This is a genomic window from Serratia sp. PAMC26656 (assembly GCF_016469055.2).
Taxonomy (GTDB): Bacteria; Pseudomonadota; Gammaproteobacteria; order Enterobacterales; family Enterobacteriaceae; genus Serratia; species Serratia plymuthica.
The window spans coordinates 521,505-544,762 of record NZ_CP150486.1 but is presented as its reverse complement, the minus strand read 5'-3'; the positions used below and the strand labels follow the sequence as shown (position 1 = coordinate 544,762).

Here is a 23,258-nt window from a genome sequence, read left to right as displayed (position 1 = left end):
CCCCCCTTATTCGATCGCGCAGGCACGCAGCAGCGCCTCCAGCGGATAGACCGCCGCAATCACCACTTCGTCACGCACCTGTGCCGCGGCATCCAATTGCTGCTGTATCTGCCCGGCTTCGGTTTTACTCAACGGCTTACCCTGCTGATAGCGCTCCAGCAGCATCAACCCCAACGTGGACAGCGCACCGACATCCTGCGCCACCGGTGCCAAATCCTGCAATACCCGGTTACCGGCGACAGTCGTTTTCACCGTTGCGGTGTTCAATTGCCAACGCTGCAAACGCTCGCGGATCGCCTGCGCCGCTGCGCGATCGTTTTTGTCCTTCAGCAGCGCCTCAACCTGTCGCCCCATGTCGCGCACCGCGTTGCTTTCCGGCGGCAGCGCGTCGGCAAAGCGGTTCAAAGGTTCGAACTGATGATAATTACCGGCCTTGAATTTCAGGTGCTGGCGAGTGTAGTACTGCCCCGGCTCCACCGCCTCGGCAAGAATTTGCAGCGGCAAGATCTCCACGCTGTTCGCCAGCCGGGTGAATTCGCGGGCGGTTTCGGCATGCTGCTGCAAGCCCACCGACACCACTGACCAGGCATCCACCGCCGCCAGCCGTTGGTACATGTTGTTTTCATCGGCCACATCCTGCGCCGACCACAGCCGCTCCGCCACCGCAAAGGCCCGCGGCCACAGCTTGAGATCGAGGATCGGCGCACGGACGTTTTCCGCCCACAGCGCCGCCTCGCCGCCGAGAATATTGGCCTGTTGCTTCGCCTCCGGCACCACCGGCATTTTGCCCGCCGGGATCGCCGCCAGCCTGCTGCCGCTGGTCGGGTAGCGCACGTTGCCGACCAGCGTATAGCCGCTCAGTTGGTCCTGTTGCAGCCTGAATACCGGGCGCGTCTCGCCCATCCAGCTGTCGAGGCGGAAGGTTACCTGCTGCGGAGAACGCCAGACGATATCGTGCAACGCACGGCGGGATTTGCCGTTGAAGTCGATAAAACCACGCCAGCCCTGCTTGCCTTCGATCAACGTAAAACTGCCTTCTACTGCGCTGCCCTTCAGGCGCGGCATGCTGAACTGCCAGCTCTGCGCCTGCTCAGCGGGCTGTACCTCGGTATCTACCCCCAGCGGCTGGGGTAAAATTTCGTTGCGATAGTGATAGGCGGCGCTCTGCGGTTGGTCGAGGTAGAAACCGGTGGACAGAATGCCCTGGTAGCCGTCCTGCGCACTGGCGCCAAGCGAATCCGGCCCCTGCCAGGACTGGATGACAATGGTGCGCGGCAGCGACGGGTGATAAATCTCATCCCAGCCGACCATGCGCCGCTGGTGCTGTTCGAGGATTTTCTCCAGCTTCTGGTTGAAGTAGGCTTGCAGCGCATGGGTATCCGCCAGCTGATTTTTTTGCATAAACGCCTGAATCGAGGCCGATGCCTTCCACTGGCTGGCGTCGACTTCATCACCGCCGATATGCAGGTAGGGATCGGGGAAAATCGCCGCCAATTCGCCGATGATCGCATCAACGAACCGATAAACCTCGTCGCGGGTCGGATCGAGCGTCGGCTTGTGCACGCCCCACTCGCGCTCCATCGAATACGGCCCCGGCGCGCTCATTAATTCCGGGTAAGCCACGGCGATGCTGGAGGCATGGCCCGGCAGATCGATTTCCGGCACCACCCGGATGCCGCGCGCCGTGGCGTAAGCCTCCACCTGCTGCATCTGTTCGCGGGTATAGAACTGGCCGTCGCTGGCCAGCTGTTGCAGTTTGGGGTAGCGCTCAGAGGCAAAGCGCCAGCCTTGGTCGTCGGTCAGATGCCAATGGAAGACATTGAGTTTGGCTGCCGCCATACCGTCGAGCTGGCGCAGGATATCAGGCAGCGGCAAGAAATGGCGCGCCGAATCCAGCAGCACGCCGCGCCACGGGAAACGCGGCACGTCGGCAATCGTCACCAGCGGCAAGAAGGTGTTTTGGCCGTCGGTCTGCACCAGTTGCAACAGGGTTTCCATGCCGTGCAGCGCGCCGAAGCGGGTATTGGCGGTCAGTGTGGCGCCCTGCGGCGTCACCGTCAGCTTGTAGCTTTCATCGCTGCCGAGCAGTGGCTGAGCGGCCACTTTATCTTTGATATTCACCTGAATCGCCGCACCCTCGGCTTTTGCTGTTTGCGGTGCCAGCGTCCAACCGGTCTGCCGTTCGATGCGTTGCCGCCAGCGCAGCTCCGCCTCTGCCAGATCGTCGCCCTGCACCCTAAACGTGAGGCGGTGATCCAGCACCAGCCTGCCCGCCGGCTGCGTCAGTTCGACCTGCTGTGGCCAGGGCATCAGCGGCAGCGAGCCAGCCGGTTGGGCCAACGCGCCGAGGGAAAGCAATAACGATGAAGCCAGTAGCGTATAACGGAGCGGTCTATGCATCAGAAATTCCTCGAAGGAAAAAAATCAATAAAAACAGCGAAGCTGTCAATAAAGACTGAGCATAGTTCAGATGTCCAACCGCAAAGATGAAAAGCCGGGGTGGATCACAGAGGCCCTCTCTTGCAGCGCAGAGAGGGCTTGAGGGATTACTGCCAGCCGTAGCGGCGCACGAACCAGCCTTTCACGCACTGGGTCAGCACCATATAACCGGCCAGGATCAGCACCAGCCACGGGAAATAACCGAGCGGCAGCGCCTGCAGTTGCAGGAAACCGGCCAACGGCGAGAAGGTCAGGCCGATGCCGGTGGCGATCACAGCCAACGTCATGATGCACAGCGGCCATGAAGGGCGGCTCTGGATAAACGGAATTTTGCGCGTGCGGATCATATGCACAATCAGCGTTTGCGACAGCAGCCCTTCCACGAACCAACCGGACTGGAACAGCGTCTGCATTTCCGGCGTATTGGCCTTGAATACCCACCACATCAGGCAGAAGGTCAGCACGTCAAAGATCGAGCTTATCGGCCCAAAGAACACCATAAACCGTCCCAGATCGCTGGAGTTCCAGCGCTGCGGCTGAGTAATTTGATCGTCGTCGACGTTGTCGAACGGAATGGCGATCTGTGAAATGTCGTACATCAGGTTCTGGATCAGCAGATGCAGCGGCAGCATCGGCAGGAACGGCAAGAAAGCGCTGGCGATCAGCACGCTGAACACGTTGCCGAAGTTGGAGCTGGCGGTCATCTTGATGTACTTCAGCATGTTGGCAAAGGTGCGGCGCCCCTCGATCACGCCCTGCTCCAGCACCATCAGGCTTTTTTCCAGCAGGATGATGTCCGCCGCTTCCTTGGCGATATCCACCGCTGAATCGACGGAAATGCCGATATCCGCCGCCCGCAGCGCCGGGGCGTCGTTGATGCCGTCGCCCATAAAGCCGACCACGTGCCCCTGCTGACGCAACAGCTTGACGATGCGCTCTTTGTGCATCGGCGTCAGTTTGGCGAACACCGAGGTGCGCGCGGCCGCCTGCGCCAACTGCTCGTCCGTCATGTGTTCGATTTCACTGCCGCACAGCACGTGATCTGCCGCCAGCCCGACGTCTTTACAGACCTTGGCCGCCACCAGCTCGTTATCGCCAGTGAGGATCTTCACCGTCACGCCGTTTTTCTTCAACGCCGCCAGCGCCGGTGCGGTGCTCTCTTTCGGCGGATCGAGGAAAGCCACGTAGCCTTCGAGGATCAGATCGGATTCGTCGGCCACGCCGTATTCATGCGCCTGTGCCGGCAGGATCTTGCTGGCCACCGCCACCACCCGCAGCCCTTGCTGGTTAAGATCGTCGGTAATGCGCCGAATGCGCGCCAGCAGCGCATCGCTGAGCGGGTGAACTTCATCTTCCTGACGCACATGGCTGCAAATCGCCAGCATTTCCTCCAACGCGCCCTTGCAGATCAGCTCGTGATATTCCTCGTCGTTGGCAACCACCACCGACATGCGGCGGCGTTCAAAATCAAACGGGATCTCATCCACCTTACGGTAATGCTGAAGCGTATCCGGCTGCCGGTTCTGCTCCGCACAGCTCAACACCGCCACGTCGAGCAGGTTTTTCAGCCCGGTCTGGTAGAAGCTGTTCAGCCAGGCATAACGCAGCACCCGGTCGCTGTTGGCACCGAACACGTCGGTGTGACGTTCCAGTACGATTTTATCCTGGGTCAGGGTACCGGTTTTGTCGGTGCACAGAATGTCCATGGCGCCAAAGTTCTGGATCGCGTCCAGGCGTTTGACGATCACTTTCTGTTGCGACAGTTTCACCGCCCCTCTGGCCAGGGTGGTGGTCACGATCATCGGCAGCATTTCCGGCGTCAGCCCCACCGCCACCGACAGCGCGAACAGCGCTGCTTCCCACCAGTCGCCCTTGGTGTAGCCGTTGATCAGCAGCACGATCGGCGTCATCACCAGCATAAAGCGGATCAGCAGCCAACTGACCTTGCTGATGCCGCTCTGGAAGGCGTTCGGTTGTTCATCCTGGCTGGTGACGCGCTGCGCCAACTGGCCGAAGTAGGTGTCGCCGCCGGTGCCGATCACCATCGCCAGCGCGGTGCCGCTCACCACGTTGGTGCCCATAAAGCACAGGTTCTGGCATTCCAGCGGATCCTCCGCCACCCCGTGCGGTTCGGCGATCTTTTCCACCGGCAGAGATTCGCCGGTCAGCGCCGCCTGGCTGATAAACAGATCCTTGGCCGACAGCACGCGCAGATCCGCTGGGATCATGTCCCCCGCCGCCAGCTTGATGACATCGCCCGGCACCAACTGGGCAATCGGCAGTTCAAGGTGTTCGCTTTTACCGGTCAGCGCGTCGCTGCGAATGACCGTGGCGGTATTGCTGACCATCGCTTTCAGCGCGTCCGCCGCCTTGTTGGAACGCGCTTCCTGAATGAAATGCAGCAGCGTGGAGATCAGCACCATCAGGCCGATCACCAGCGCGCCGGTCAGGTCTTCGGTGGCGTAAGAGATAAGCCCCAGCACCGTCAACAGCAGATTGAACGGGTTGCGATAGCAGTGCCATAAATGGCACCACCAGGACTCCGCCTGCTGGTTCTCAATCACGTTGGCGCCAAAGCGCTGGCGCAGTTGTTCCGCCTCATGGACGGTAATGCCTTCCGGGTGGCTGTGGAAACGCTCGTAAAGCTGGGTCGCATCGGCGGCGGCGCATTCCAGCCGTTGCTGGGCCATGCCTGCGGGCAGTTCGTGCGCTGTGCCGCTGACGCCTTCCAGCAGAGGATCGCGCCGAATCAGGCGGCGCGGCAAATTGCGGCTGAGCAGGCCCAGCAGCTGACGGGGGATATTTTTAAGTTTCATTATTCGCACCTCGTCACCCGCAACCTCACGGCGGCGGGTAAACGCACAATTGCCCGGATGAAGCTTTCGGACACGCCAAAAAGCCTCTGCCGGGGCAGATTCTTGTATTTTTAAAAGCAGCAGGAGCGAACGACAGCGCGCGCGCGACCGGTTACCGTTTATTTCACCGGTAAAACAGCAGCGCAAAGCGGAGAGGTTTTACCGGTGAGCCGAATGGGTGTCTATTGGGGTCGGATCGGGATCCATACGGGTAATAACCTCCGGTAAATAAAAAGATCGAACGACAAGAGCGGCCGTTCAGCGCAGTACGAAGATCCCCGCATTGCGCCAAGATCCGTACTGGAAAATAGGCTATGCTGACGGGCATTCATCGCAGGCCGCCAGATTACGCCTTTTAACCTAAACGATAAGTAAACCATGCAAAACCGGCTGACCATCAAGGACATCGCCCGCCTGAGCGGCGTGGGGAAATCCACCGTATCGCGCGTATTGAACAACGAAGGCAGCGTGAGCCCGCAAACCCGTGAACGGGTGGAAGCGGTGATCCGCCAGCAGGGGTTTACGCCGTCCAAATCGGCGCGCGCCATGCGCGGGCAGAGCGACAAAGTGGTGGGGATTATCGTTTCCCGCCTCGATTCGCCGTCGGAAAACCAGGCGGTGCGCACCATGCTGCCGCTGCTGTATCAACAGGGTTACGACCCGATCGTGATGGAAAGCCAGTTTGAAACCCGCCTGGTGGAAGAGCACCTGCACGTGCTGCAACAGCGCAACGTCGACGGGGTGATCCTGTTCGGTTTCACCGGCCTGACGGCGGCCATGCTCAGCCCCTGGCAGGAAAAAATGGTGGTGCTGGCGCGCGAATACGAAGGTTTTTCATCGGTTTGCTACGACGACGATGGCGCAGTTCGGCTGCTGATGGAACGCCTGCAACAGCAGGGCCACCGGCATATCAGCTATCTGGGGGTGCAACTTGCCGATGCCACCACCGGCCTGCACCGCCATCAGGCTTACCTCGACGCCTGCCGCCAGCAGCGGATCACCCCGAGTGTCGCCCTGGGCGAACTGAGCTACCAGAGCGGCTTTCAACTGGCTGCCGAAGTGATTGGCCCGCAGACCACCGCGCTGGTGTGCGCCTCCGACACCATCGCCCTCGGCGCCATCAAATACCTGCAACAGCAGCACATCGCCCCGCTGCAAGTCTGCGGCATCGGCAATACGCCGCTGCTTAACTTCCTGTTCCCCGAGACGTTTTCGGTCGAACTGGGCTACGGCAGCGCCGGGTTACAGGCCGCCCAACAACTGCTGGGCCAGCTCAGCGGCGAACAGGGCATCCGCCAAATCATCGTGCCCAGCAAACTCGCCTGACGGCGGGGTTTGCCCCCATCAATCCCCCTACTCGCATCCTCGGTTCTTGCCCACTCAAGTGGGCATAAGTTCGTCGCCATTTTGTATCAGCCACCACACAACAACGGATAGCCTTTCCTGATTGACCTCTGTCGCCTACAGCAACAATATACTGGCTAAAAATACAGTATTTATTGTGTGTTCCAGCGGTTTGGCAGCGCACGGAACGTGAACGCCGATAGCCATTAGCCAGAATGGGCGGAAGGATACCGGATGCTGTTAGCCATCAAATAACAGAGTGTCAAAAAGGAAGATTCATCTTGGCTGAAGAAAAGAAAAATGCTCAAGTGCTTAACGGCATTAATGAAGACATCACTGAACTGAAATCACTGTCCACATTGCGTAAACGCGTTGTCAGCGACGGTGAGATTGTTTCCCGCTCCGAAATCGGTTTTCGCCTGGCAAATGGCAATACCGGCGTGCTCCTGCGTAGTGACGGGCTTAACTTCTCCGCCCTGGTTACCCCTGACGGCCAGGCGCAGAACGGGCAGTGGAACACGCTGCGTCCCTTCTCCTTCAACCTCTCTACCGGCCGCGTGGCGCTGCGTAACGGCGTGGATGTCTCGGGCGGCGCGCTGGTATCGCATAACGCAGGCATTGGCGCGGTCACCACTGGCCCCGCTTCTCTTATCAGCGGGCAGACGTACGGCGCACCGCCTGTGCATACCGATTTTACCAGCGGCAACGTCACCACCACGATGATGATGGGGTCACGGGTCGTCCCCGGTAAAGAAGATTACGGCCTGCTCTCCTACCGGGATTGGCAGGGGCGCTGGAATGAAATTCAGATCAGGGCCAATGCCGAACTTTCAGTTGGGCAACTGACCAAACGCAACGTCGATGGTTGGATTGTAGCGAGCGGAAACCAGAACGTTAATAACAACGCAGACCGGAACACCAACGGGATACGCATCCAAGGGAAGGATGCGCTGTGTGCAGACTTCTATCATTACGAACGCATCGGTCAACATCATTTTGTGGGGTTGCATGTTGCTAATGGTGGCGCACAGGGTTGGTACGAATTCCGCAATGATGGCCACGCCTACGCCAACGGTGCCTGGCACAGCAGCTCAGATGCCCGAATGAAAACGGATATCGAAAAAATTGGCGGTGCGCTGGATAAGCTGGGGAAAATCAGTGGCTATACCTACCTGAAGCAGGGCGTGCCGGAAGCCGGGGTCATTGCCCAGGAAGTAGAGAGCGTATTACCTCAGACAGTGACCAAAACCGAATTGAAACTGAATGACGGCAGCGTTCTGAAAGATGCCCGCGGAATTAATATCAATGGCGTGGTCGCCCTTCTGGTCGAGGCGTTAAAAGAAGAACGTGAGGCCCGGCTTGCGCTGGAAACTCGGTTGGCTATGTTGGAATAAATAAGCACAATATTTAACTTATATTATCCAAAGGTAAACCAGAATCTAAATAAAACAAAAAAATAACTGTATTTTTATAAATTAATAAAAGGATTTATATGGAAAACTCCAGTAACAATAATAATGGTACTCCACCTGAGACAGGTCAGGTATGGGACGGGGCACAGTGGGGATGGCCAACTACAGGTAGTTGGAACGGTGACACACTAACAGTAACCCCTAATAATGGTAATCCCAACCATACAGGAAATCCAGGCATTGGATTTCCAAATACCCCAACAAATAACCCGTGGACAGGTATTCTTGGTGGTAACTCTTGGGATATGCTTGATGCATCTCAACAAATATGGCAAGAACAGCAGGAAATATTAAAACAGGAAAAAGAGGAGCAGGTTCGAAAAGCCGAGGAAACCCGCAAGGCCGAGGAAGCCCGCAAGGCCGAAGAAGCCCGCAAGGCCGAGGAAGCCCGCAAGGCAGAAGAAGCGAGGAAAGCGCTGTTCGCCAAAGCTGGGGTTCTGGACGCCCCGGCTTACACGCCTGAAAAAGCGAAAGCGGCCACTGCGGCGCTGGCTGCCGCAGGAACAATGGCACTCAACCGCGCCCCCGCAATGCTACAGGCGTCGACGGTTGCACAGGGTGTTATGACGACATCCAGTGAACTGGCCGGCTGGGTATCGGGCGCACTGTGGCGAGCGGCTGCGGAAGTCGGCAGCATACGTGCCGGTACCGCTGTCGCCGCAGGGTCGGTACTCGGTGCATTTGCTATCGGCTTCATTCCGACAGCAGTTGGAACGGGCAGTGACCAGGTTCCCGGTCGTGATATCAATATGTTTGCCTTCCAGGCAAGTCTGGCGGCCGTCGGCGAAACCGCAATCCGGCCAGGGATGACTTCGGTCGATTTGCCGGTGCGTGGTTTTATCACCACTGACGACGATGGCAAACAAAGTGTAAACTTTGTCAGAACGGGCGTCGGCGGCGTATCTGCCAGCGTGCCGGTGTTCAGACCGGTTCGTGATGAGAAAATGGGGCTTGATAAAATCACGCTGCCCGCAATGGGAGGGGTCCCCGCCCGGACTATACTGATAAACCCGGTGCCGACGGGCCCTGCAGCGCCTTCGCATACCGGCAACGGTTCGCCGGTACCCAGGACGCCGGTACATACCGGCACCAATGTCAGGCAGGCTGATAGTATCGTGGTCACGACTTTCCCTGCGGATGTCGTTCAGGATCTGCAAGATTTTATCTTGTGGCAGCCGGATGCAGCGGAAGTCGGTGTTGAAGCTATCTACGTGATGGTCAGCAAGCCTTATGGGGAAAGTAATGCCAAAGGCAAGTACAGCGGGCGCGACTTCCATACGGAGAAAGCCGGCGGACCTATCCAGAATCTGGACTGGAAAACCGCTAAAATTGACCGCGCAGGTGTAGACAAGGTAAAACTGCATACAGGCCGGTTTGGAGAGCAAGCCGATAATAAGGTGATGGTCGACCGTCTGGAGAGAATTCTGAAAGGAGAGCTTGTCGCCACTGATACCGATAAACGCTTCTATACGCATGAAGTCAGAGAACTTGAGCGTTATCGAACATTAGGCATACCTGATGGAATTGAAGATAAATCCGTATGGAATCACGCTCATACAGCAACACTTGAGGATTACAAAGTGAATGAGAAAACGCAGCCTTTGTATACACCTGAAGCCATAAAGGCTTATGAAGCGCAAGAAATGAGGGAAAGCCAATGATCGATTTTGAAGGTATTTACAAAAACGAAAGTGTCGAAGATGTGCTTTTATTTTTTGCTCCTCGAACAGCATATCCTGCTATTGATCGAATGTATGTCCGATATAAATTTGAAGTCGTTGAAAAAGACCTGCTTTACCCAGCCTATGCGAAGTTATTGAAGGAAGGGCAATTCTCTGAGGATGAAAAAGGCCATACGCTAAAAGGTCCCAACTGGAAAGCTCCAAAATTCGTGACCGAGAAAAAATACGGTATCGAATAACCTCCGGACTCTTCCTGTAAATTTAATTTAAGCAACGCCCAACAAATTCTCGTTTGTTGGGCGTTTTTGTTGATGGCATCTGTATCGTGCATATGATTTATCGCCATACCGAAAACTGACGTTGAAGCTATCCATGTAATACTGAGTAAGCTCTACCGGCAACGGTTCACCGGTACCCAGGACGCCGGTACATACCGGCACCAATGTCAGGCAGGCTGATAGTATCGTGGTCACGACCTTCCCTGCGGATGTCGTCCAGGATCTGCAAGATTTTATCTTGTGGCAGCCGGATGCAACGGAAGTCGGTGTTGAAGCTATCTATGTGATGGTCAGCAAGCCTTATGGGGAAAGCAATGCCAAAGGCAAGTACAGCGGGCGCGACTTCCATACGGAGAAAGCCGGCGGACCTATCCAGAATCTGGACTGGAAAACCGCTAAAATTGACCTTGCAGGTGTAGACAAGGTAAAACTGCATGCTGGGCGATTTGAATCATCGCCGGAGAATAAAGTAATGGTCGACCGTCTGGAGAAAATCCTGAAAGGTGAGCTTGCTGCAACCGATACCGACAAGCGTTTTTATACGCATGAAGTGAGAGAACTGGAGCGTTATCGGAATTTGGGCATAAAGGATGGCGAGGTACCGCAAAGTGTTAAGGAACAAAAAGCAGTATGGAACAATACGCATACTGCAACTCTAGAAGATTACAAAATAAACGAAAAAGAACAGGCTCTTTATACTGATGAAGCCTTACAGGCTGCATATGAACAGGAATTAAAGGATGCTCTGGGAGGGAAAAAATAATGTCTTTGAAAGAGATTGTTAAAAATGAAAGTGTAGAGGATGTATTGACCTTCTTAGGGCCAACATCTGACTATAGAAAATTAGACAGATTATTCACATATAACAAAATTGAGGTTATAACCAGCGGTGAGCTTTCAGCTCGGTATGATGACTTATTAAAAAGAGGGGTGCTACAGGACCAGAATGGAAAGGTCGTAAAAGGCCCCAACTGGAAAGCCCCCCAATTCGTGACCGAGAAAAAATACGGTATCGAATAACCTCCAGACTCTTCCGGTAAATTTAATTAAAACAACGCCCAACAAATTCTCGTTTGTTGGGCGTTTTTGTTGATGGCATCTGTATCGTGCATATGATTTATCGCCATACCGAAAACTGACGTTGAAGCTATCCATGTAATACTGAGTAAGCTCTACCGGCAACGGTTCGCCGGTACCCAGGACGCCGGTACATACCGGCACCAATGTCAGGCAGGCTGATAGTATCGTGGTCACGACCTTCCCTGCGGATGTCGTCCAGGAGCTGCAAGATTTTATCTTGTGGCATCCGGATGCAACGGAAGTCGGTGTTGAAGCTATCTACGTGATGGTCAGCAAGCCTTATGGGGAAAGTAATGCCAAAGGCAAGTACAGCGGGCGCGACTTCCATACGGAGAAAGCCGGCGGACCTATCCAGAATCTGGACTGGAAAACCGCTAAAATTGACCGTGCAGGTGTAGACAAGGTAAAACTGCATGCTGGACGTTTTGAGGGGGCACCGGAGAACCAAGTGATGATTGACCGCCTGGAGAAAATCCTGAAGGGTGAGCTTGCTGCCACCGATACCGACAAGCGTTTTTATACGCATGAAGTCAGGGAATTGGAACGGTATAGAAATTTAGGAGTAAAAGACGGTCAACTTCCTGAAAATGAAGGTGAAGTCTGGAATAATACCCATACTGCCACTTTGGAAGACTATAAATTAAGCTCTGATGACGTGTAAGTATCCCTGCAAAACGTCCCGTTCACTTTTAGAGATCTTCCGACATACTGATTATGTCCCCGAGGAGATCGCTATGCGTAAAATCCGATTCACCGAGCACCAGATCATCGCCGTTCTGAAGTCTGTCGAAGCCGGACGCACCGTTAAAGATGTGTGCCGTGAGGCCGCTATTTCCGAAGCCAGCTATTACAACTGGAAGGCGAAATATGGCGGTATGGAAGCCGCTGATATCAAAAAGATCAAAGATCTTGAAGACGAGAATCGTCGCCTGAAACAGATGTTTGCCGATCTGAGTCTGGAATGTCGGGCACTGAAAGACGTCATCGAAAAAAAGCTTTAAAACCAGCGATAAAGCGTGAGCTTGTCAACTATTTGACCGCGCAGTTTACGATGAGCATACGCCAGGCATGCAGGACGTTATCGCTGAGCAGGACGGTATTTCGTTATCAACCCGATACGCGACGTGATGAACCGGTGATCCAGGTGCTGGCCGAGGTGGCCGAGCGCTATCCCCGCTACGGCTTTAAGAAGCTTTTTCAGGTGCTTCGCAGGCAGGGTCACGTCTGGAACCACAAGCGGGTGCACCGGATTTACTGTCTGCTGAAACTGAATTTTCGGCGTAAGGGTAAACAACGTCTGCCGGTGCGTAATCCGGCTCCGCTGGCAACGCCGGAAGCGCTCAATCAGAGTTGGTCTATCGATTTTATGCACGACGCGCTGGTGTGCGGTCGACGTTTTCGAACCTTCAACGTCGTGGATGATTTTAACCGCGAGGCTTTGGCCATCGAAATTGACCTGAGTATCCCTGCACAGCGGGTCGTCCGGGTGCTGGACAGGATTGTGGCAAACCGTGGATATCCGCTGAAAATGCGGATGGATAATGGGCCGGAACTGATATCACTGGCTTTGGCGCAATGGGCTGAAGACCATGGTGTGATGCTGGAATTTATTAAGCCGGGTAAGCCAACGCAGAACGCATTTATCGAACGGTTTAACCGAACTTACCGGACAGAAATACTGGATTTTTACCTGTTCAGAACGCTGAAAGAAGCACGGGAAATTACGGAACGCTGGCTGAATGAATACAACAGTGAGCGACCCCATGAATCCCTGGATAACCTGACACCGGAAGAGTACCGGCTGATGGCTGAGAAACCGGAAATCTCAAAAAGTGCGTGGAACTAAAGCTGGGATACTTACAGACGCACTTTTATATACCCCAGATGCGTTAGATTCAGTGAATAAATAATCGAGGTACTTGAACATGGTAAATTTCGATGAAATGGTAATACGCGAGGAGATGAAAGACGTTATCTTGTTCTTGATTGGACGCAGAGAACAAGGCATGTCTCATCCATCGTTAGATAGATTTTTTAATTTGCACAAAGCAGATGAAAAATATGAGTCATACAATACGAAATTAATCTCAGACACCAAAGTTCTTATCAACCAAGGTGAGATCGTTTCTGGATATAAAAAAGGCCCTAACTGGAAAGCCCCAAAGTTCGTGACCGAGAAAAAATACGGTATCGAATAACCTCCAGACTCTTCCTGTAAATTTAAGCAACGCCCAACAAATTCTCGTTTGTTGGGCGTTTTCATTAATAGCCTCTTACTATGCTATCCATTTATCTATGCCCTTCAAGGCCGCCCTTCGTAACCATCCCAGTAGGTGGCAACGGCTGAATCCAGCAGAATCTGCCGTTGTTTTTGCGGGTTATCCGTCGAATATTTGCGATTGATAAATATCCCTTTTTGCCCTACGTCACTAAGGAATTCAGGGCTGCGGAACTCGGCCTCCCTCTGCTGTGCCTGCTGGCGCGTCATGCCATTAGCCCGATCGGTTTTCCCTATCTGATAGAACTGGTCAAAAAACGGAATGGACGATTTTATCGAGTCCGAAATCTGCGTACGGGTATTGGGATCAAAGTGCGCCTGGGCCAGTTGATGAATGGCATGCCGGGCGTGACGTTCAGGGCTGGTTTGCTGGCTGGCGCAAGCGCTCAGGAACAGCGCGGAACACAAGATAAGGGTACGGCGGGCTATCAGATTCATTATTCTTCCTTGAAAAGTGTATTGCGATACCGCCACCGGCATCACGTTGAAAAAGCAGTGAGTATTGATGTCTTCAATCGACCTTTTTCCCAATAAGGGAAAGGTAACTGAGTTTGATGACAAAGTTGTCTTTGAACCCGAGATACCCGGGCCTAGCGCACCGAGGGGCACTCCGGCGGGCAAGCCGCTACGACCCCTTCGGCACGCTCTCCCTAATAACGGGCTTTGTCAGCAGTCTGCAACCGACCTCTTACCCAATAAGAGAGAGGTAACTCTTTGTTATTCCGGTACAGGATAATACAACCCACCGGAGTCTGCAGGATGTTTTTGCGGCTTTGCGGGCGCCCCCTCACTCCGAGATTGTTGTCCCCCGACAGGGCGCATAATGCGGTCATTTTTTATCTTTTTGTGATCGTCGCCCCAAACCGGGAACGTTCCCATTCCATAAAAAAAGGGGAATGACTAAGCTTTGATCATTACTCAGCCAACACCTCTGCGCCTTACCCAAAAAAGGTACTTTATAATGAGCAAAGTTAAGCAACAGGATATCGACCGCCTGATTGTGCTGGTGGGCGGACGCGATAACATCGCCACCGTCAGCCATTGCATTACCCGGTTACGTTTCGTCCTTAACGACCCCGCCAAAGCCAACCCGAAAGAAATAGAAACCTTGCCGATGGTCAAAGGCTGCTTCACCAACGCCGGGCAGTTCCAGGTGGTGATTGGCCCGGAGGTCGGCGATTACTATCAGGCGTTGATCGCCACCACCGGCCTCAACGAGGCCGATAAGGAGCAGGCCAAGGTCGCCGCGCGGCAGAACATGACCTGGAGCGAGCGCGCCATCGCCCACTTCGCCGAAATCTTCTTCCCGCTGCTGCCGGCGCTGATCAGCGGCGGTCTGATCCTCGGCTTCCGCAACGTGATCGGCGACATCCCGATGTCCGGCGGCCAGACGCTGGCGCAAATGCACCCGGCGTGGAAAACCCTCTACGACTTCCTGTGGTTGCTCGGTGAAGCGATCTTCATGTTCCTGCCGGTGGCTATCTGCTGGTCGACGGTGAAAAAAATGGGCGGTACGCCGGTACTCGGCATCGTGCTGGGCGTCACGCTGGTCTCCCCACAGTTGATGAACTCTTACCAACTCGGGCAGCAGGTGCCGGAAGTGTGGAACTTCGGCTGGTTCGCCATTCAGAAAGTCGGCTATCAGGCGCAGGTGATCCCTTCCATGCTGGCCGGTATGGCGCTGGGCTGGATTGAAACCCGCTTGAAAAAGATCGTGCCCGATTACCTGTATCTGGTGGTGGTGCCCGTCGTTTCACTGCTGCTGGCGGTATTCCTGGCGCACGCGCTGATCGGGCCGTTTGGCCGCATGATCGGCGACGGCGTGGCCTGGGCGGTGAAGGCCGTCATGACCGGCAGCTTCGCCCCGATTGGCGCCGCGCTGTTCGGCTTCCTGTATGCGCCGCTGGTGATTACCGGTGTGCATCAGACCACGCTGGCTATCGACATGCAGATGATCCAGAGCATGGGCGGCACCCCGGTATGGCCGCTGATTGCGCTGTCCAACATTGCGCAGGCGTCTGCGGTATTGGGCATTATCATCGTCAGCCGCAAGGCCAACGAGCGTGAAATCTCGGTGCCGGCGGCGATTTCCGCTTACCTCGGCGTTACCGAACCGGCGATGTACGGGATCAACCTGAAATACCGCTTCCCGATGCTGTGCGCGATGATCGGCTCCGCCTTCGCCGGCCTGATTTGCGGCCTGGACGGCGTGATGGCCAATGGCATCGGCGTCGGCGGCTTGCCGGGTATTCTGTCCATCAAACCGCAGTTCTGGTTGGTTTACTCGGCGGCGATTGTGGTGGCCGTGGTGATCCCAATGCTGCTGACCATCATGGTCTATAAACGCAAAGCCGCCCGCGGCGAATTGCCGGTCTGATTGAAATGTAGGGGCCGTAAATACCCAATAGCTTTCAGACAGCAGCCAGGCGGCAAGGGCGTAAATCCCCAGGAACTTACTCAGGTAAGTGACTGGGGTGCAACGTCAGCAGCCAACAACGCTGCAGTTTGAAAGATGAAGGGTATCGGGCCCGTTGTCACGATTCAAAGGTATAACTATGAGCAATCCAATCCCCTGGTGGCAGAACGGTGTCATCTACCAAATCTATCCGAAGAGTTTTCAGGACAGCACCGGTAACGGCTACGGCGATCTGGCCGGTGTGACCCAGCGGCTGGACTATCTGCAGGAACTGGGCGTCGACGCCATCTGGCTGACGCCGGTGTATGTCTCCCCGCAGGTGGACAACGGTTATGACGTGGCGGATTACTGCGCCATCGATCCGGCCTACGGCACCATGGAGGATTTCGACAGTCTGATCGCCGCCGCCCACCAGCGCAGCATCCGTATCGTGATGGATATGGTGTTCAACCATACCTCGACCGAACACCCGTGGTTCCAGGCCTCGCAAGACCCTGACAGCCCATTCCGCCCGTTCTATGTCTGGCGCGATGGCGAAGGCGATGCGTTGCCGAACAACTGGCGTTCCAAGTTCGGCGGCAATGCCTGGCAGTGGCACGCCGACAGCGGCCAGTATTACTTGCACCTGTTCGCCACCGAACAGGCGGACCTCAACTGGGAACACCCGCCGGTGCGCGAAGAGCTGAAAAAGGTGTGTCAGTTCTGGGCGGACAAAGGCGTCGACGGCCTGCGTCTCGACGTGATCAACCTGGTCTCCAAGCAGCAGGATTTCCCGTCCGATCCCCAGGGCGACGGCCGCCGTTTCTACACCGATGGCCCGCGCATTCACGAATTCCTGCAAGAGATGAGCCGCGACGTGTTCCAGCCGCGCGGCCTGATGACAGTCGGCGAAATGTCCTCCACCACGCTGGAACATTGCCAGCAGTATGCGGCGCGCAGCGGCGAAGAGCTGTCGATGACCTTCAACTTCCACCACCTGAAAGTGGACTACGCCGGTGGGGAAAAATGGACGCTGGCGGCGCCGGACTACGTCGAACTGAAGCAGATTTTCCGCCACTGGCAGCAGGGCATGCATAACCGTGCCTGGAACGCGTTGTTCTGGTGTAACCACGATCAGCCGCGCATCGTTTCACGCTTCGGCGATGAGGGCGAACTGCGGGTGCCGGCCGCCAAGATGCTGGCCATGGTGCTGCACGGTATGCAAGGCACGCCGTATATTTATCAGGGCGAAGAGATTGGCATGACCAACCCGGGCTTTAGCGCCATCGGGCAGTATCGCGATGTGGAAAGCCTGAACATGTATGCCGAACTGAGCGCCCAGGGTAAGCGTGACGCCGAGCTGCTGGCGATCCTGGCCAGTAAATCGCGCGATAACGGCCGCACGCCGATGCAGTGGAGCGCCGCGCCGAACGCCGGTTTCACCCAAGGCACACCCTGGATTGGCTGTGCGGCAAACTATCCGCAGATCAACGCCGAAGCGGCGCTGGCCGATCTGGATTCGGTGTTTTACGCCTACCGCCAGTTGATCACCCTGCGCAAGCAGTATCCGCTGCTGACCCACGGCGACTATCAGGATCTGGCGCCTGAGCACCCGGCGCTGTGGTGCTACCAGCGTAGCTGGAACGGACAGCGTCTGCTGGTGGCCGCCAACCTGAGCCGCGAACCGCTGGCCTGGGATGCCGAAGGCGTGGAACCTTCCAGCCAGTGGCGCCCGCTGATGGGCAACTACGCCGATGCAGCAGACCAACCGCAGGCGATGACCCTGCGGCCGTTCGAAGCGGTATGGTGGCTGCTGGAGGACTAAAATACCGCTACACCCTAAGCTTGAGGTGGGTGGGCGTCATGGCAGGTTAGCCGACCGTTGAGCGCAGGGATGCGCGATACGAGCCCCCAGGGACGGGGTCACGGCGTGTCGGCGCTCTGCATGATCCTACCTGTAGCACTATTCGGCGCAGCTATTTAGCAGCCATAATGTGGGCACAGTGCGGCAACCCGCTGCGCCCTACAATTTTTGCAGCAGCTTCACCACCCCGGCAGCCTCTTGCGCCAGGCGTTCATCGCTCATATCAAGCACCCCCTGCACCAGATGCGGCGGCAGATAATCCATGCCGGTCAGGTTGGCCATGGCATTGAATGGCCGCAGCAGATCCGCCACCGGATAACGGTTGTAACCTTCCGGCGTATAGGCCTGCGGATTGCCGCCGGTCGTCACCACCAGTTGCAGCGGTTTGCCGTGCAATCGGGTGCCTTCGCTGCCGTAGGCAAAACCGTAGGTTAATACCGCGTCCTGCCATTCGCTGAGGATCGCCGGCGAGCTGTACCAGTAAAATGGGAACAGCATCACTACCGCGTCATGGCTTTGCAGCAGCTCCTGCTCGCGGGCCACGTCGATACGGTAATCCGGGTAGGTGCGCATCAATTCATGCACGGTAACGTTGGGCAGCGGGTTCAACGCCTCAATCAGCGCCTTGTTGACGCGTGAATCATCGGGAAAGCGGTGAGCGGTTAACGCTAAAATGCGTGACATAAGAGATCCTCGGTTGAAAATTGATATCGCATTTTTCCATTTCCTTCGCCCGGGGTGTAGGCTGTTCTCTGTCACTTCAATTTCAACTGAAAGTATCAACCATTATGTCGCTGCCCTTTGACGTGCATCGCCTGCTGCCGGCTTTTCTCAGCGCCGCCCAGGCGCAAAACTTTTCCGCCGCCGCCCGCCAGTTAGGCGTTACCCCGGCGGCGGTCAGCAAAAATATCCGTGTGCTGGAAGAGAAGCTGGCGCTGCGTCTGTTCCAGCGCAACACCCACAACGTGGTGCTGACCGACGAAGGCAAAGCGCTGCTGGCGCAGGTGGCGCCGCTGTGGCAGGCGCTGTCCGCCACGCTGGAAAACGCCGGTGGCGCGCAGCAAGATCCCTCCGGCACCGTGCGCGTCAGCATGATCCCCGGCTTCGGCCGCCAGATGCTGATGCCGTTGATCCCGCAGTTCCTTGAGAGTTATCCGCAGATCGACCTCGATCTTTCGCTGGATGCGCGAGTCGTCAATCTGGTGGGCGAAGGCTTTGACGTGGGTATCGGCAGCCGGGTCGATCCCGACAGCCGGCTGGTGGCGCGGCCGCTGTATCAGATGCAGATGGTGTTGGCCGCTTCCCCCGGTTATCTGGCGCAGCGCGGCACGCCGCAGGATCCGGACGATCTGTTGCGGCATAACTGCCTGCTGCACCGCAATCCGGCCAACGGCCGCAGCGTAAAATGGCCGCTGCGGCAGCACGGCGAAGCCAAAACCCTGGAGTTGCATGGCCGCCTGGTCGCCAGCCGGCCGGAGATGCTGCTGGACGCCGCGCTGGCCGGGTTGGGTATCGTCTGCCTGGCAAGCTGGTACGCAGAGCCCCATTTTGCGCAGGGCACGCTGCAACCGGTGCTGCCGGATTGCTGGCCGCAACCGACGCAGCTATGGCTGTACTACGCCTCTGCGGATCTGCCGCCACGGGTACGCGCCTGGGTCAACTTCCTGCTGGCGCACTTTCGCGATCGCTCGTGAGCAGATTGACGTCTGTACAGCTAGCGCGCGCTCTTCCGCTTTCCTTGTTCTACATCAAAAGACCCCCGCCAATATCTATATATAGTGCGTAAAGAAAACAAATCACCTATATATAGTAGTTATCCACAAAATCATCCACACGCCGCCGTAGCCCTTGTGCGCTGCGGCATTGCCCTGTGGATAACCTATCCTTCGGGGAACAAGGAGTCGCAACGTGAAACCAGTAGTGATTAAACGGGACGGTTGTCAGGTCTCTTTTGACGAGGCACGTATTGGGCAGGCTATCGAACGGGCCGCGCTGGCCGTCGGGGTTGTCGATGCCGATTACTGCGCAACCGTGGCCCGCGTGGTCGCTCAACAGATGGCGCAACAGCCGCGCGTGGATATCCATGACATTCAGCAGGCGGTGGAAAATCAGCTCATGGCCGGCGAATACAAGCAGCTGGCGCGCGCCTATATCGAATATCGCCACGATCGCGACGTGGCGCGCGAGCTGCGCGGGCGGCTGAACCAGGAGATCCGCGGTCTGGTCGAACAAAGCAATATGGCCTTGCTGAACGAGAACGCCAATAAAGACAGCAAGGTGATCCCCACCCAACGCGATCTGCTGGCCGGGATCGTCGCCAAACACTACGCCAAGCAGCACATTCTGCCGCGCGACGTGGTGCTGGCGCATGAACGCGGTGAGATCCACTACCACGATCTCGACTATTCGCCGTTCTTCCCGATGTTCAACTGCATGCTGATCGATCTGAAAGGCATGCTGACCAACGGCTTCAAGATGGGCAATGCCGAGATCGAACCGCCGAAGTCGATCTCCACCGCCACCGCCGTGACCGCTCAAATTATCGCGCAGGTGGCCAGCCATATTTATGGCGGCACCACCATTAACCGCATCGACGAGATCCTCGCGCCCTTCGTCAGCGAAAGCTTCGAAAAACACCGCCAGGTGGCCGAACAGTGGAAAATCCCGGACGCGCAGGGCTATGCGATGGCGCGCACCGAGAAAGAGTGTTACGACGCCTTTCAGTCGCTGGAATACGAGGTCAACACCCTGCACACCGCCAACGGCCAAACGCCGTTCGTCACCTTCGGCTTCGGCCTGGGCACCTGCTGGGAATCGCGGCTGATTCAGCGTTCAATCCTGAAAAACCGTATCGCCGGGCTGGGCAAGAACCGCAAGACGGCGGTATTCCCCAAACTGGTGTTCGCCATCCGCGACGGCCTGAACCACCAGTACGGCGACCCAAATTACGACATCAAACAGCTGGCGCTGGAATGCGCCAGCAAGCGCATGTACCCGGACATTCTCAATTACGATCAGGTGGTTAACGTCACAGGTTCCTTTAAAACGCCCATGGGCTGCCGCAGTTTCCTCGGCACTTACGAGGAAGATGGCGAACTGGTGCACGACGGCCGCAATAATATCGGCGTGATCAGCCTGAACCTGCCGCGTATCGCGCTGGAATCGGCCGGCGACGAGGCGCGTTTCTGGCGTCTGCTGGACCAGCGGCTGCTGTTGGCGAAAAAGGCGCTGATGACGCGTATCGCCCGGCTGGAAGGCATCAAGGCGCGGGTGGCCCCGATCCTGTATATGGAAGGTGCCTGCGGCGTACGGCTGAAGGCGGACGACAATATCGCCGACATCTTCAAAAATGGCCGCGCGTCGATTTCGCTGGGCTATATCGGCCTGCATGAAACCATCAACGCGCTGTTCGGCAACGGTACTCACGTTTACGACAATGCCGCGCTGCGCGCCAAAGCGGTCGCCATCGTCGAACGTCTGCGCACCGCGACCGACAGTTGGAAAGCAGAGACCGGCTACGGTTTTAGCCTGTACAGCACCCCAAGCGAGAACCTGTGCGATCGCTTCTGCCGGCTGGACACCGCCGATTTCGGCGTGGTGCCGGGCGTTACCGACAAAGGCTATTACACCAACAGCTTCCATCTCGACGTGGAAAAAAAGGTCAATCCGTACGACAAACTGGACTTTGAGGCGCCTTACCCACCGTTGGCCAACGGCGGTTTCATCTGTTACGGCGAATACCCCAACCTGCAACACAATTTGAAAGCGCTGGAAGACGTGTGGGATTACAGCTACAGCCGCGTGCCTTATTACGGCACCAACACGCCGATAGATGAGTGCTACGAGTGCGGCTTTACCGGCGAATTCGCCTGCACCAGCAAGGGTTTTACCTGCCCGAAATGCGGCAATCACGAGCCGTCCAAGGTGTCGGTCACCCGCCGGGTGTGCGGCTACCTCGGCAGCCCGGATGCCAGGCCGTTCAACGCCGGCAAGCAGGAAGAGGTGAAGCGCCGGGTGAAACACCTCGGCAATGGGCAGCTCGGCTGAAAAACGCCGTTAAACCTATGCATAAGCCTGTTCATCAGGCGTTATCGTCGCCGCCAGTTTGTCTTCGGCCAGCGCGCACAAACCGGAGCGTACACGCAGTACGTGAGGATTTGCAGCACTGCCCGGAGGCAAAATGGCCAGTAAAATAGCCTGATGGGCAGGCCTCACATGAATTATCACCAGTACTACCCTATCGATGTGGTCAACGGCCCCGGTACCCGCTGCACGCTGTTTGTCGCCGGTTGCGTGCACCAATGCGTCGGCTGTTACAACAAAAGTACCTGGCGGCTGAATTCCGGCCGGCCTTTTACTCAGGAAATGGAAGACCGGCTGATTGCCGATCTCAACGACGCACGCATTCCGCGTCAGGGGTTGTCGCTGTCCGGTGGCGATCCGCTGCACCCGGCCAACGTCCCGTCGATTTTGCAACTGGTGAAACGGGTACGCGCCGAGTGCCCCGGCAAGGATATCTGGCTATGGACCGGCTACCGGCTGGCGGAGCTGGATGCGCAGCAGATGCAGGTGGTGGACAGAATTAACGTATTGATTGACGGAAAGTTTGTGCAGGATCTGAAAGACCCGGCGCTGATCTGGCGCGGCAGCGCTAACCAGGTGGTGCATAAGCTGCGTTGACCCAACAAAATACGGCTCAACATGTATTAGCCCAGACTCGACCTGGCGCAGCTCAGCATAGAGCTAATCTAGCAGGCGGGTCTGTGTCAGAGCTGACATTAAGTAGCCAGATTCAGTAAACCTCTACACCGGTGCCCGCAAGTTGCGCGAAGGATTATCGGGCATTGGATTGCCGCAGCGAAGACAAATGCGCAGAATCAAAGAGCAGAAAGAGAGCGCATGCGCGCATTTAGAATGCGTGCATCGTATGACAGACAGAAGGGTAGCCTGTTGTCATGCACATGAGTTAAGCCAACGCAGAACGCATTTATCGAACGGTTTAACCGAACTTACCGGACAGAAATACTGGATTTTTACCTGTTCAGAACGCTGAAAGAAGCACGGGAAATTACGGAACGCTGGCTGAATGAATACAACAGTGAGCGACCCCATGAATCCCTGGATAACCTGACACCGGAAGAGTACCGGCTGATGGCTGAGAAACCGGAAATCTCAAAAAGTGCGTGGAACTAAAGCTGGGATACTTACATATAGACTAACTGGTTGTATACGTTATGGGCAATTTATGCATGGCTCTGACGCGTCCCTTGAACACGAGAGACTGCAGGATCAGCGATATGCCGCTGGGTTGGTAACGGAGGTATTGCGTCTCATCAAAGAGGGTAGTGAATAGCCAAAGTAAAGCGCCCTTTACAACCCCCGAGCATAACAAGCCCTGATTTTCGCTTTGAATATAGCCATTCTTTTTTCTACATCCGAATGGCTTATATAAACCGCTTTACCGGTTCTTAAACGTTCAAAGGCGGCATCCACTCTCTCGCGCAACTCTTCCTCTTGAGACATAAACTTCACGTCCATTTCAGGTTTATCCAGCGGTTTCATTTCCCTCTC

General features: G+C 56.1%; 17 protein-coding genes and 3 pseudogenes. 15 read left to right on the top strand and 5 right to left on the bottom strand.

Annotated features, from left to right (window positions below):
- Positions 1-6 precede the first annotated feature (6 nt).
- Positions 7-2,400: a beta-N-acetylhexosaminidase gene (locus JEM67_RS03170; RefSeq protein ID WP_199637962.1), complete on the bottom strand. Its 2,394-nt coding sequence runs from the start codon at positions 2,398-2,400 to the stop codon at positions 7-9.
- Between the two features lie 146 nt (positions 2,401-2,546).
- On the bottom strand, positions 2,547-5,255 hold the full coding sequence (gene mgtA / locus JEM67_RS03165; RefSeq protein WP_199637960.1) for a magnesium-translocating P-type ATPase: 2,709 nt from the start codon (positions 5,253-5,255) through the stop codon (positions 2,547-2,549).
- A gap of 417 nt (positions 5,256-5,672) precedes the next feature.
- On the opposite strand from mgtA, the gene treR reads away from it, so the two are divergent.
- From treR to JEM67_RS03120, 9 genes and pseudogenes are all read left to right on the top strand, one after another.
- The gene (treR, locus tag JEM67_RS03160; protein ID WP_199637958.1) at positions 5,673-6,620 is read left to right on the top strand and encodes a trehalose operon repressor TreR; all 948 of its coding nucleotides are present in this window, start codon (positions 5,673-5,675) and stop codon (positions 6,618-6,620) included.
- 299 nt (positions 6,621-6,919) lie between these two features.
- A complete protein-coding gene (locus JEM67_RS03155; RefSeq protein WP_199637956.1) occupies positions 6,920-8,032 on the top strand; it encodes a tail fiber domain-containing protein in 1,113 nt (370 codons plus the stop codon).
- Between the two features lie 98 nt (positions 8,033-8,130).
- Positions 8,131-9,771: an S-type pyocin domain-containing protein gene (locus JEM67_RS03150; protein WP_233527814.1), complete on the top strand. Its 1,641-nt coding sequence runs from the start codon at positions 8,131-8,133 to the stop codon at positions 9,769-9,771.
- Positions 9,768-10,031 (top strand): immunity protein, encoded by a 264-nt coding sequence (locus JEM67_RS03145; protein ID WP_126527420.1) that lies wholly within the window; start codon positions 9,768-9,770, stop codon positions 10,029-10,031. Before JEM67_RS03150 ends, JEM67_RS03145 begins: the two co-directional genes overlap by 4 nt.
- Before the next feature lie 208 nt (positions 10,032-10,239).
- Positions 10,240-10,833: pseudogene (locus JEM67_RS03140) on the top strand (S-type pyocin domain-containing protein); the annotation flags it as partial.
- Positions 10,833-11,090, top strand: coding sequence for an immunity protein (locus tag JEM67_RS03135; protein ID WP_199637954.1), 258 nt, complete (start codon positions 10,833-10,835; stop codon positions 11,088-11,090). The pseudogene JEM67_RS03140 and the gene JEM67_RS03135, both read left to right, overlap by 1 nt.
- Before the next feature lie 208 nt (positions 11,091-11,298).
- A pseudogene (locus tag JEM67_RS03130) lies at positions 11,299-11,811 on the top strand (S-type pyocin domain-containing protein); the annotation flags it as partial.
- Between the two features lie 73 nt (positions 11,812-11,884).
- Positions 11,885-12,996, top strand: a protein-coding gene (locus JEM67_RS03125; RefSeq protein ID WP_426406339.1) for an IS3 family transposase whose coding sequence is annotated in 2 segments (ribosomal slippage) — positions 11,885-12,146 and positions 12,146-12,996 — 1,113 coding nt in all. Because the reading frame shifts where the segments join, the coding sequence is not laid out codon by codon here.
- A gap of 79 nt (positions 12,997-13,075) precedes the next feature.
- Positions 13,076-13,348 (top strand): hypothetical protein, encoded by a 273-nt coding sequence (locus tag JEM67_RS03120; RefSeq protein WP_064799555.1) that lies wholly within the window; start codon positions 13,076-13,078, stop codon positions 13,346-13,348.
- Between the two features lie 104 nt (positions 13,349-13,452).
- Here JEM67_RS03120 and JEM67_RS03115 read toward each other — a convergent pair whose 3' ends face one another.
- Positions 13,453-13,866 (bottom strand): Exc2 family lipoprotein, encoded by a 414-nt coding sequence (locus JEM67_RS03115; protein ID WP_073439998.1) that lies wholly within the window; start codon positions 13,864-13,866, stop codon positions 13,453-13,455.
- Between the two features lie 523 nt (positions 13,867-14,389).
- Between JEM67_RS03115 and treB the strand changes: the two genes are divergently transcribed.
- Positions 14,390-15,805: a PTS trehalose transporter subunit IIBC gene (treB, locus tag JEM67_RS03110; RefSeq protein ID WP_199635652.1), complete on the top strand. Its 1,416-nt coding sequence runs from the start codon at positions 14,390-14,392 to the stop codon at positions 15,803-15,805.
- A gap of 178 nt (positions 15,806-15,983) precedes the next feature.
- A complete protein-coding gene (treC, locus tag JEM67_RS03105) occupies positions 15,984-17,648 on the top strand; it encodes an alpha,alpha-phosphotrehalase (RefSeq protein WP_199635651.1) in 1,665 nt (554 codons plus the stop codon).
- Positions 17,649-17,846: 198 nt separating this feature from the next.
- Here treC and JEM67_RS03100 read toward each other — a convergent pair whose 3' ends face one another.
- Complete coding sequence (locus tag JEM67_RS03100) at positions 17,847-18,371, bottom strand: NAD(P)H-dependent oxidoreductase (RefSeq protein ID WP_199635650.1); 525 nt, start codon at positions 18,369-18,371, stop codon at positions 17,847-17,849.
- Positions 18,372-18,475: 104 nt separating this feature from the next.
- On the opposite strand from JEM67_RS03100, the gene JEM67_RS03095 reads away from it, so the two are divergent.
- From JEM67_RS03095 to JEM67_RS03080, 4 genes and pseudogenes are all read left to right on the top strand, one after another.
- The gene (locus JEM67_RS03095; RefSeq protein WP_199635649.1) at positions 18,476-19,381 is read left to right on the top strand and encodes a LysR family transcriptional regulator; all 906 of its coding nucleotides are present in this window, start codon (positions 18,476-18,478) and stop codon (positions 19,379-19,381) included.
- 214 nt (positions 19,382-19,595) lie between these two features.
- Positions 19,596-21,734 carry an anaerobic ribonucleoside-triphosphate reductase gene (nrdD, locus tag JEM67_RS03090; RefSeq protein WP_199635648.1) on the top strand — a complete coding sequence of 713 codons (2,139 nt, stop codon included), beginning with the start codon at positions 19,596-19,598 and terminating at the stop codon, positions 21,732-21,734.
- Between the two features lie 168 nt (positions 21,735-21,902).
- On the top strand, positions 21,903-22,367 hold the full coding sequence (nrdG, locus tag JEM67_RS03085) for an anaerobic ribonucleoside-triphosphate reductase-activating protein (protein ID WP_126527414.1): 465 nt from the start codon (positions 21,903-21,905) through the stop codon (positions 22,365-22,367).
- Positions 22,368-22,655: 288 nt separating this feature from the next.
- Positions 22,656-22,880 (top strand): annotated as a pseudogene (locus JEM67_RS03080) (integrase core domain-containing protein); the annotation flags it as partial.
- 177 nt (positions 22,881-23,057) lie between these two features.
- Here the strand turns inward: JEM67_RS03080 and JEM67_RS03075 are convergent.
- Positions 23,058-23,249, bottom strand: a complete 192-nt coding sequence (locus tag JEM67_RS03075) for a hypothetical protein (RefSeq protein WP_199635647.1) — start codon at positions 23,247-23,249, stop codon at positions 23,058-23,060.
- Positions 23,250-23,258: the final 9 nt, after the last annotated feature.